General features: G+C 56.6%; 5 protein-coding genes. All 5 read left to right on the plus strand.

What is annotated here, in order from left to right; all coding sequences use genetic code 11:
• The first annotated feature begins 4 nt into the window (after positions 1-4).
• Genes PREDE_RS07335 through PREDE_RS07355 form a run of 5 tightly spaced genes read left to right on the plus strand, consistent with a single transcriptional unit; the run spans position 5 to position 10655 of the window.
• A complete protein-coding gene (locus tag PREDE_RS07335; protein WP_005845522.1) occupies positions 5-1732 on the plus strand; it encodes a RagB/SusD family nutrient uptake outer membrane protein in 1728 nt (575 codons plus the stop codon).
• 30 nt (positions 1733-1762) lie between these two features.
• Positions 1763-3835 (plus strand): fasciclin domain-containing protein, encoded by a 2073-nt coding sequence (locus tag PREDE_RS07340; RefSeq protein WP_005845523.1) that lies wholly within the window; start codon positions 1763-1765, stop codon positions 3833-3835.
• A 47-nt stretch (positions 3836-3882) separates the two neighbouring features.
• A complete protein-coding gene (locus PREDE_RS07345) occupies positions 3883-5550 on the plus strand; it encodes a fasciclin domain-containing protein (RefSeq protein ID WP_005845525.1) in 1668 nt (555 codons plus the stop codon).
• Between the two features lie 30 nt (positions 5551-5580).
• Positions 5581-8871 (plus strand): SusC/RagA family TonB-linked outer membrane protein, encoded by a 3291-nt coding sequence (locus tag PREDE_RS07350; protein WP_005845526.1) that lies wholly within the window; start codon positions 5581-5583, stop codon positions 8869-8871.
• 20 nt (positions 8872-8891) lie between these two features.
• Positions 8892-10655: a RagB/SusD family nutrient uptake outer membrane protein gene (locus PREDE_RS07355; protein WP_005845527.1), complete on the plus strand. Its 1764-nt coding sequence runs from the start codon at positions 8892-8894 to the stop codon at positions 10653-10655.
• Positions 10656-10660 lie beyond the last annotated feature (5 nt).

Raw genomic sequence — 10660 nt, forward strand, 5'->3', positions numbered from 1 at the left:
GATTATGAAACGTAAGAATATATTTAATCACATCATAGTTTCGGCCTGCTTGCTGTTGGGCTTCTCCTCGTGCAGTGATTTCCTGCAGGTTGAGCCTCAGAACGAAATCATTTTGGAGAAGTTCTGGAACGAGAAGGCCGACGTGGACGGCATCATCCTCGGCTGTTACGCGGGCATGCAGTCCGACAATATGCTCATGCGCATGATGGTGTGGGGCGAGTTTCGCAGCGACAACATCGGTCGCGGACAGAATCTGGACAAGGATGCCAGCCTGGAAAACGTGCTCAAGGAGAACCTCACGGCCTCGAATGCCTACACCACTTGGGACCAGTTCTACAACATCATCAACCGTTGCAACAATGTCATCAAGTACGCGCCCGGCGTGGCTAAAAAGGATCCGGGCTTCTCGGACAGCGAGTTGCGGGCCGACATCGCCGAGGTTTCTGCCCTGCGCGACCTGTGCTACTTCTATCTTATTCGCACTTTCCGTGACGTGCCTTACTCCACAACGGCCTACACGGACGACGATCAGGTGATGGATCTTCCGGCTACAAGCTTCGACGTCGTGCTCGACAGCCTCATCACCGACCTTGAAAAGGTGAAGGACGATGCCGTGCAAACCTATCCCGCCGGCACTGAGAGTGAGGCTCTCTTCCAGACCAGCCGTATCACCAGGGAGGCCATTCACGCCATGCTCTGCGAGATGTACCTGTGGAAGCAGGACTATCAGAAGTGCATTCAGTATGCCGATCTCGTCATCAATGCCAAGAAAATGCAGGCTGAGGAGAGGCAGAGGACCAGCTACAATGTTGCCGATTACAGTAAGTTCGGCGGCTATCCCCTCATCAGTGAAGGCTCTTATGGCTCGTCCACCACGTTTGGCAGCGCCTACAATGCCATCTTCGGAGAGGGCAACAGTTCCGAGAGCATTCTGGAGCTTACCTTCATGTCGGGTGACAATATGCCGAGCAATGGCGCTGTGAATCGGTGCTATGGGTTCCACAAAAACGGCCTGCCCACACTGGGGTTTGCCTCGGTATCGTCCTACGTGGGCGACGATGTGAGCTCGCAAGTCTTCAATGTTTTCAACAATAAGTACGATGCACGCTACTACGAGAACGTGCTCCTCGGCACGATGATTGGCAAGTATGTGTGCGCCGAGTCCAGAATCGACTTCTCCGGCAGCATGCCCACCGTGACCATTTCGCGTATGTACAACGAGGAAAAGAACAAGAGCAACTGGATTCTCTACCGCCTCACGGACATCATGTTGTTGAAAGCTGAGGCCCTGACACAGCTTATGAGCAATGCCGCCGAGCTCTCCACCGAGGACCAGAACTACAAGAACGCTGCTTTCTCGCTCGTGACAGCCGTGAACAAGCGCTCGATTTGCCAGGCCACGCTGAAAGATACACTCGACCCGAAGAAGTACACCAGCAAGGCCGACATTGAGAATCTAGTGCTGGAAGAGCGCCACCGCGAGCTCATGTTTGAGGGTAAACGTTGGTACGACTTAGTGCGCCGCTCGCGCCGCGACGGCAACACCCGCTACCTGTCCACCCAGGTGCTGCAGAAGTTCTCCTCCAATACCTCTGCCATTCAGGACAAGCTGGCCAAGATGGACGCCGTGTTCTGGCCCTACAACGTGGACGAGCTCAAGGTGAACAAGAACCTTAAACAGAACCCGGCTTTCGGTAGTGGCGAGAACGGCAACTACGACAAGACAAAATAAGGCTTACGTAAGAAACATAACTTCAGCAATATGAAACGCTTCAAATATTTCATACTCTGCGCCATCTGTGCGCTGGGCAGTCTGGGTGTTACCGGCTGCTCCGACGACCCTGGTGCAGAAAACTATTATACCTTTAAGGGTGAGATGATGAGCGACTACATCACCAACCGGCCACAATACAGCGACTTCGCGCATATTGTGAGGCAGGCTGGCCTGATGGACATCCTCTCGGCCTACGGCCACTACACCTGTTTCCTGCCCTCCAACGACGTGGTGAGAGCCTATCTCAAGAAGAAAGGCATTGCCTCCGTGGAGTCATTGAGCGTGGCAGAGTGCGACACCATCGCATGCAGCCACCTCGTGAACAACATGTACGCCACCATCGACATGAACGACGGTACGCTTAACACCGCCAACATGAACAGGCGTTACATCCAGATTACCCATACCACCGACTCGGCTCAGAACTCTGTGGTGCAGCTCAACCGCATGTCGCGTATCATCTTCACGCTTAAGGACGACTCCGTGGAGAACGGCATTGTGCAGCCCATCGACGTGCTGCTCGAGAACTCCAACAGCTCCATCGCCGACATTCTGGAGGCCAACGACAAGGTGAGCATGTTCTACAATGCACTGGTTGCCACGGGTCTCCGCGACTCCCTGACCAAGGTCAAGGACGAGAGCTACGAGGGCAGGAACCGCTCCACCTATTCTTATACGTCGGACTTCTGGCATGAGATTGCCGTGGCTCCGGACGAGAAGAAGTATGGTTATACGGTGTTTGTAGAGCCCGACAGCCTGCTCCGGGCCAAGCTTTCCCAGCGAGGCATCTCCACTTCCGAGGGCGAAGTAAGGGCTCTCTACGACCTGGCCTGCCAGCTCTACGACCCCGTCTTTGGCAATGATGCCGACTATCAGGCCGCCCGCGACTTTAGCAAGATAGCCGACCGCTATAATCCGCTCAACATGTTCGTGGCCTATCACATCCTCACGCGCGACGTGATTGGATGGAACAAGCTCACGCCGCTGGAGCTTCATCAGGGTATTGTGGATGGCGCCATTGGCATCAAGACCGACAAGATGAACCCCAACGATTGGTATGAAACCATGCTTCCCCGCACCATGATGAAGCTCGAACAGCTCACCGTGCGCCAGTACCTCGGTGCCGGAACGCTCGGCCAGCGTTATATCAACCGCCGCGTCGACGACCGCTATGCCATCGAGGGTGCCATGGTGAAGCCCACCGTCGAGGATGCCTACACCCAGGACGCTCCCAACGGCCGCTATTTCTACGTGACCGACCTCGTTGCTTTCGACTACGACACCCAGAACAAGGTGATGAACGACCGCATCCGCATGGACTTCGCCACCATTTTCCCCGAGGTGATGACCATGAACATGCGCCTCAACGGCGACCCCACCAAGGACGATGTGAGCAGCAAAGCCGACCAGACCTACAAGAACGGCAAGAACTATTACTTCCCCAATGGCTATCTTGACCACGTGACGATGAAAGGCAACGGCACGCTCGTTTACCGCCGTCCCCACTGGAACTTCTGGTCTTACGAGGGCGACGAGTTCAACCTCTTCGGCGACTACGACTTCGAGTTCCGTCTGCCGCCCGTGCCTTATGAGGGCGAGTACCAGATTCGCCTCGGCTTCTGCGCCCTGAATACCCGTGGCGTGGCGCAGGTCTACTTCGATGGAAAGCCCCAAGGCATTCCTGTAGACATGCGCAAGCGGCTCACTGACGAGTCTATTCTGGGTAACAAGTTTGGCACCAAGAACTGGTCCAAGATGACCGACGACGAGAAAGCCGAGGATCAAAAGATGCTGAAAAACTTGGGTTACTACCGCGGTCCTTACGGTGGTTACCACTCCAATGGCTCCGTCATCAACGAGTTTGTCGACAACCCCCGCACCTATCGACTGGTGCTTTGCCAGGTACACATCAACCCCAAGACCGACCACTACCTGCGCATCCGCTGTACGTCGTCTGCCAAACTGGGCAACAACAACGAGTTCATGATGGACTTTCTGGAGATTGTTCCCAAGAGCGTGTATGGCGTGACATCGGCCGGACAGATGGAGTCTGACCTGTAATCACGAAGGATATTCAAAAAGAACCAATCAATATGAAATGCTATAATATGTACAAGAAAGTCTTGGGCGCGGTTGTCGTCGCCCTGGCTTTCATGGGATGCTCCGATGAGTGGAACGAGCATTACAATGCCTCGACCGGTGCCACGGGCACCCTTTGGGAGGCCATCTCCTCGGACAACGACTTGTCCAACTTTGCCCGCGTGGTGAAAGCCTGCGGTTACGACACCACGCTTGTGGGCCGGCAGATCTTTACGGTCTTCGCTCCCACCAATGCAAACTTCACTTCTGCCGAGGCCGACTCCGTCATTTCCGTTTACCAACAGGAGAAAGCCCGGGGCATCAAGGACAAGGACAATGGGGCCGTCAAGGAGTTCTTGCAAAACCACATCGCCCTCTACAACTACTCTGTATCGGGAAGCAGCAACGATTCCATCGTCATGCTCAACGGCAAGTACGTGCAGCTCAAGGCCAATAGCTTCGGCGGTGAGCAGATTGTCTCGGCCAACAAGGCCTACGGCAACGGCGTGCTCTTCACGCTGAACCACAGGGTAAACTATTTCCCCAACATCTTCGAGTACCTGCGCAAGGATGCCGAGCTCGACTCTGTAGCCAACTTTCTCTATGCCTATAACAGGTATGTGTTCGACGAGAAGTCGAGTGTGCCTGGTGATATAGTGAACGGAAAGACCGTCTATCTCGACTCCGTGGTCAACCTACAGAACGAACTCTTCCGTAGAATAGGCCTGCTCAACACCGAGGACAGCACTTATTGGATGGTGGCGCCGACCAATCAAGTGTGGGGCAAACTCATCAACGAGTACAAGTCTTACTTCAATTACGACAAGACCATCAACAAGCGCGACTCGCTCTGCGACGCCAACGCCGGCATGGCCATCCTTCGCGGTACGGCGTTCAGCCGCACGTCCAACCCCGAATCGGCCATCCGGGACTCGGCCATGTCGGTCAATGCCGTGCCCTATGTCGTGCGTTTCGCCTACTACGGTACGCCCAATGCCAAGTACTATCAGTACGACAAGCCCTTTGCTCCCGGCGGTGTGTTCGATGGAACACAGAACATTTCGTGCAGCAATGGTCGTGTGATGAAAGCCGCCGACTGGCACATTGACAAGACGCAAACTTTCTTCCAGACTATCTACGCCGAGGGAGAGAACTCCGATCGCCTCGACTCCGTGGACAGGCTATCCACTCAGGCTCCGCTCAGAATCGCCAGTGTGCAGTCGCGCAATCCGTTCTACGGCAAGCTTTCGGGCAACTCCTTTGCTAAAATTTTGCCGACCGGCACCTCCAGCAACACCATGGCCGTGTTCAATGTGCCCAGCGTTCTCTCCAACATTGGCTATGACATCTATGTGGTTACTGCCCCGGCTCTGGCCGATGACACCCTGGCATCGGCCATCGACCGTCTGGGCACCAAGTTCCGTGTGCGCCTGAGCCACAGCGACGAGAATGGAAGGCCACTCAACTCGCGCAACTGGATCACCCTGCAATCGACGCTGCGCACTACGCCCGATGCCATCGATACTTTCAAGGTGGGCACCAACGTCAAGTTGCCTTTCTGCTCCTATGGCAGCAACATCACACCGCAGGTGAAGATCATTTTCGACACCCGCGTGAGCAACAGCGAGGTGCGCAACGGCTCGTTCAACCGCAACCTGTATCTGGACTGCATCATCTTCAAGCCGCATGAGGACTAACCCCAATTCACTTTCACAAAATCAAGCCATATGAAAATCAAGAATATCATATTCTCTAACAAGCTGTCTGCCTTGGCCACGGCTGCAAGCTATGCGCTCCTTATGGGGATGATGGCGTTCCCGACGCATGCCTTGGCCCAGGACGACGAGAGCGACAACGATGTGGAAACCACCGTTCGCAAGCCGGCGGCACCGCAGAAGAAGAACTATCCCACCCGCACCATCAAGGGCCGTGTGCTGAGTTCGGGCAGCCACGCTCCCGTCTCGGGCGCACTGGTTAGTGCTACGGGTGTCGAGGGTTACAGTGTGCTGACCAAGGACGATGGCTCTTACGAGCTGAAGGTTCCCGTCTTTGTCAATGCCGTCACTGTGACCAATCCCAGCACCAATGCGCTGCAGATGGGTCTGGCCAAGGACGAGCAGCAGAGAGACATCACCCTCTATCCCAAGACCTTTGCCCCCGACTACAACGACGCTGTCAGTCTGCGCAACGACAAGACTGCTTCTGATTTCCAGTACAGCAATGCCGTGAACGTCAAGGAGGAGATTCAGAAACAGCTCGGTGCCTATGCCTACACCGTGGGCCGCAACGGCACGCCCGGCATCGGCAGCAACATCTTTGTCCAGGGTCTCAACTCGCTCAATGTCAATGCCCAGCCCATCGTCGTGGTCGATGGCGTGCTCATCGACCAGCAGAACGGCCGTACCATGATTCACGACGGATTCTTCAACGACATCCTGTCCAACATCAATCCGTCCGACATCGAGCGTGTTACCGTGCTGCGCAACGGCACCGCCCTCTATGGAGCCAAGGGTGCTAACGGCGTGATCCTCGTCGAGACACACCGCAGCAAGAGCATGGCCACCCGCATCACGGCCAGTGCTTCGGCCGGTGTCACGCTTCTGCCCAAGTTCATCTCCATGATGGACGCCGACCAGTATCGCGGCTATGCCTCCGAGCTCTTGAAGACAACGAACACCCGCATCCGCGAATTCAAGTTCCTCAACGAGCATCCCGGCTACTACTATTACAAGCAGTACCACAACAACACCGACTGGAAGGACATGCTCTACCGCGATGCCCTCTCCATGAACTACGGCATCAACGTCGAGGGTGGCGACAACATCGCCAGCTACAACCTCTCTGTGGGCTACTCCAAGGTCAACAGCACGTTGGAATGCAACGACATGAACCGTCTGAACATCCGCTTCAACACCGACATCAATCTCATCGACAAGCTCTCCGTGCGCTTCGATGCCTCGTTCTCCAACCTCACCCGCGACATCCGCGACGACGGGGCACCCGAGAACTATACCGAGGGCACACCCACGGCTCCCTCGTTCCTGGGCTATGCCAAGAGTCCGTTCCTGAGTCCGTATGCCTACGGTCGCGGTGTTATTTCAGACACCCAGTTCGACATCACTCCCGAGAGCTACCTCGACGAAGCCCTGGCCGGCTATTCCAATTACAACTACCGTCTGGCCAACCCCGTAGCTTTCAACGAGTATGCCGAGGCCGAGAATAAGAACCGTTTCGAGAACTCTCTGCTCAATATTTCGGTGATGCCCAAGTACCAGCCCAACAGGCACCTCACCATCAGCGAGCACTTCAGCTACACGTTGGTCAACACCAACGAGAAGTATTACATCCCCATCAACGGCGTGCCCTCTTACTTTGTCAAGAACGTCAACGGCTATCGCACCAACGAAGTGCGCTCGCTCTTCTCCAAGCAGAACTCGGTCATGAGCGACACCCGCGTGGATTGGCACAACCGCTACGCCGCCCACGGCATCGAAGTCTTCGGTGGAGCCCGCGTCAACTGGGAGAACTACACGCTCAATTCACAGCTCGGTTACAACACCGGTAGCGACAAGACGCCATTCATGAGCTCCAGTCTGCGCAACGCTTCTTCCGCCGGTGCCAACGACAACTGGAACTCCGTGGCATGGTATGCCCAGGCCAACTATGACTATCTGGGCCGTTACTTCCTCCAGGCCAACCTCACGGTCGAGAGCTCCTCACGCTTCGGTAAGGAGGCCGGCGGCCTGAAACTCGCCGGCGTGTCATGGGGTGTCTTCCCCTCGGCACAGGCTTCCTGGGTGTTGAGCAACGAGCCTTGGCTGGCCCATTCGCGCTTTGTCAACTACCTGCGCCTCACGGCCGGTTACGACATCAGCGGCAACGACGACATCGACTACTACGCTTCCCGCAGCTACCTGCGCTCCAAGCTCTTCCTCAACACCATTGCGGGCCGCTCGCTCAGCGGCATCGGCAACACCGAAATCAAGTGGGAGACCACCAGCCGCTTCAATGTGGGCCTGGAGTCTAACCTGCTCAACAACCGCGTGCACCTCAATGCCAGCTTCTTCAAGAGCCGCACCAACGACCTGCTCACCCTGCAAAGCCTGAACTTCCTCTCCGGTCTCGATGAGAACTGGTCCAATGGAGGCAAGCTCGAGAACGTGGGCTTCGATGTGGCTGCCAGCGTCAAGGTGCTTGCCATGAAAGACCTGCAGTGGGAGCTCGGGGCCAGCGTGGGCCACTATAAGAACAAGATTACCAGCCTGCCCGACGGCAAGCAGTATTTTGACACCGAGCTCTACGGTGGCGTCATCCGCTCGCAGGTGGGCCGGGCCGCCAACTTGTTCTACGGCTACAAGACCGACGGCGTCTTTGCCACGACCGAACAGGCCAATGCCGCAGGCCTCTACGTGCTGGCCGCCAACGGCGTGACGAGGAATTACTTCGGTGCCGGCGACATGCACTTTGTCGATACCAACGGCGACCACGAGATTAACGAGAAAGACCGTGTGGTGATTGGCGACCCCAACCCCGACCTTTACGGCAACCTCTTCACTACGGTGAGCTACAAGCGTTTCAAGCTCGACGTCCGCTTCAACTACAGCCTTGGCGGCGACGTGTACAACTACATGCGCTCCCAGCTCGAGGGCGGCAGTCGCTTCATGAACCAGACCAACCATCTCCTGTCGCGCTGGCAGGTCGAGGGTCAGGTGACCGACGTGCCCCGCATCACCTTTCAGGACCCCATGGGCAACAGCCGCTTCAGCGACCGCTGGATAGAAGACGGTTCCTATCTCCGCCTGAAGACCATCACCCTCAGCTACGACATGCCCCTGCGTTCCTCGTTCCTTCAGGGACTGCAGTTCTGGATTCAGGCCAACAATGTCTTCACGCTGAGCAAGTATCTGGGCAGCGACCCCGAGTTCTCCATGACCTCATCGGTCATCGGCCAGGGCATCGACCTGGGCCAGATAGCCCAGAGCCGCTCGTTCGTGGCCGGTGTGAAGATTAATCTGTAACCCTATAACGTACACAAGATATGAAAGCAAAATATATTTTAGGCGGTGTGCTGGTAGCGGTCATGACGGTGTTCTCGTCCTGCAGTGACTTCTTCGAGCAGGACTCCAACCACGTCACCTTTACCGACAAGATGCATCTTGACGACCCCGCCGACACCATTTATTCGCTCACCGGCATCATGACGCAGCTGCAAAAGCTGGGCGACCGCACTGTCCTGCTGGGCGAGGCCCGCGGCGACCTGGTCGACGTGACCAATGCCGCAAGCTCCGACCTGCGCGACGTGGCCCTGTTCAACGTCGGCGACGACAACATGTACAACCGTCCGCGCGACTACTATGCCGTCATCAACAACTGCAACCTCTACATTGCCAAGGCCGACACGGCCCTGAAAAACAACCGCGGCCAGAGCATCTTCATGCGCGAGTATGCCGCCGTCAAGGCCTACCGTGCCTGGACCTACCTGCAGCTGGTCATCAATTATGGCCGCGTACCTTTCGTGACCGAGCCCATCCTCACCAAGGGGCAGAGCGAGGCCACCTACGAGACCAAGGACATTCAGGACGTGTGCAACTGGCTGGTCAAGGACATTGCCCCGCTGGCCGACGTGGAGCGGCCGGGCCTGGGCGTCATCGGCAGCACCGACTCCCGTCTGCTCTACTTCCCCGTCGCCGTCGTGCTGGGCGATCTGAACCTCTGGGCCGGCAACTACAAGGAGGCCGCCCAGGCCTACTACAAGGCTATCACCACGGCCAACGGCGCTAATTCGTTCTTCCCCATCGGTTCCAACAGTGTGCAATGGTTCGACACGCAGAACTGGGCGGGATTAGGCAATTCCTGGACCAGTCTGTTCAGGAGTGAGAACTATTCGACCGATCGCGAGCTCATCGCCATGATTCCCGGCGACTCCATCCCCTCCGATGGCAACTACAGCCAGCTGCGCAACATCTTCAACAGCAACATCCAAAACGATTACGAGGCGAGTCTCACCCCCTCGCAGGCCATCCAGAAGCTCTCCGAGGACCAGGTGTACTGTGTGGTAAACAGTAACGGCGACGTGTTCTATGCACCTCGCAACCTCAATATGCACCGCACGGGCGACCTGCGCCTGCTGTCTGCTTGGGTTACAGAGAACGGAACCTACAAGAACCGGCAGATCACTGCCCAGTCCATCACCAAGTATTACACGCGCAATGTCCACATCTACCGCCGTGCCATGCTCTACCTGCGCCTGGCCGAGGCCCTCAACCGTGCCGGTTATCCCCACTTCGCCTACCAGATACTCTCCTCGGGTGTCAACGACAGGGTCATTGCCGCCACCGTGCTGCCCTACTGCACCTCGGCGGCCGACTCGGCCTTTGTGAGCCAGTTCTCGTTCCCGTCGAACAGCAGCAACGGCTACATCCTGCCCGACCTCGCCAATCCCAACCTCTACTACAACACCATCGGCATCCATTCCCGCGGTTCTGGTTGGAGCCAATACAATGCCTATTACCGCATGCCCAACGACACCACGCTCGCCGGACAGGCCCTGCGCGACTATCAGATCGACCGCGTGGAGCGCATGATTGTCGATGAGAATGCCTTGGAATGTGCCTTTGAGGGCACCCGCTACTACGACCTCATGCGTGTGGCCCTGCGCCGCAACGACCCGTCGTTCCTGGCCGACCGCATCTATGCCCGCCGTGGCTCAGACCGCTCGGGCGAGATGAAGTCTGAGATTAAGAAAGACCTGCTCAACACCAAAAACTGGTTCCTCAGCTGGCAGGGAAAGATTGGACTTTAACCCAT

Source organism: Prevotella dentalis DSM 3688 (assembly GCF_000242335.1).
Lineage (GTDB): Bacteria > Bacteroidota > Bacteroidia > Bacteroidales > Bacteroidaceae > Prevotella > Prevotella seregens.

Excerpts from the sequence above, each read along its gene's own strand:
- PREDE_RS07345 (WP_005845525.1), top strand. The coding sequence starts at position 3,883 with ATGTACAAGAAAGTCTTGGGCGCGGTTGTCGTCGCCCTGGCTTTCATG.
- PREDE_RS07355 (WP_005845527.1), top strand. The coding sequence starts at position 8,892 with ATGAAAGCAAAATATATTTTAGGCGGTGTGCTGGTAGCGGTCATGACG.
- PREDE_RS07340 (WP_005845523.1), top strand. The coding sequence starts at position 1,763 with ATGAAACGCTTCAAATATTTCATACTCTGCGCCATCTGTGCGCTGGGC.
- PREDE_RS07350 (WP_005845526.1), top strand. The coding sequence starts at position 5,581 with ATGAAAATCAAGAATATCATATTCTCTAACAAGCTGTCTGCCTTGGCC.
- PREDE_RS07335 (WP_005845522.1), top strand. The coding sequence starts at position 5 with ATGAAACGTAAGAATATATTTAATCACATCATAGTTTCGGCCTGCTTG.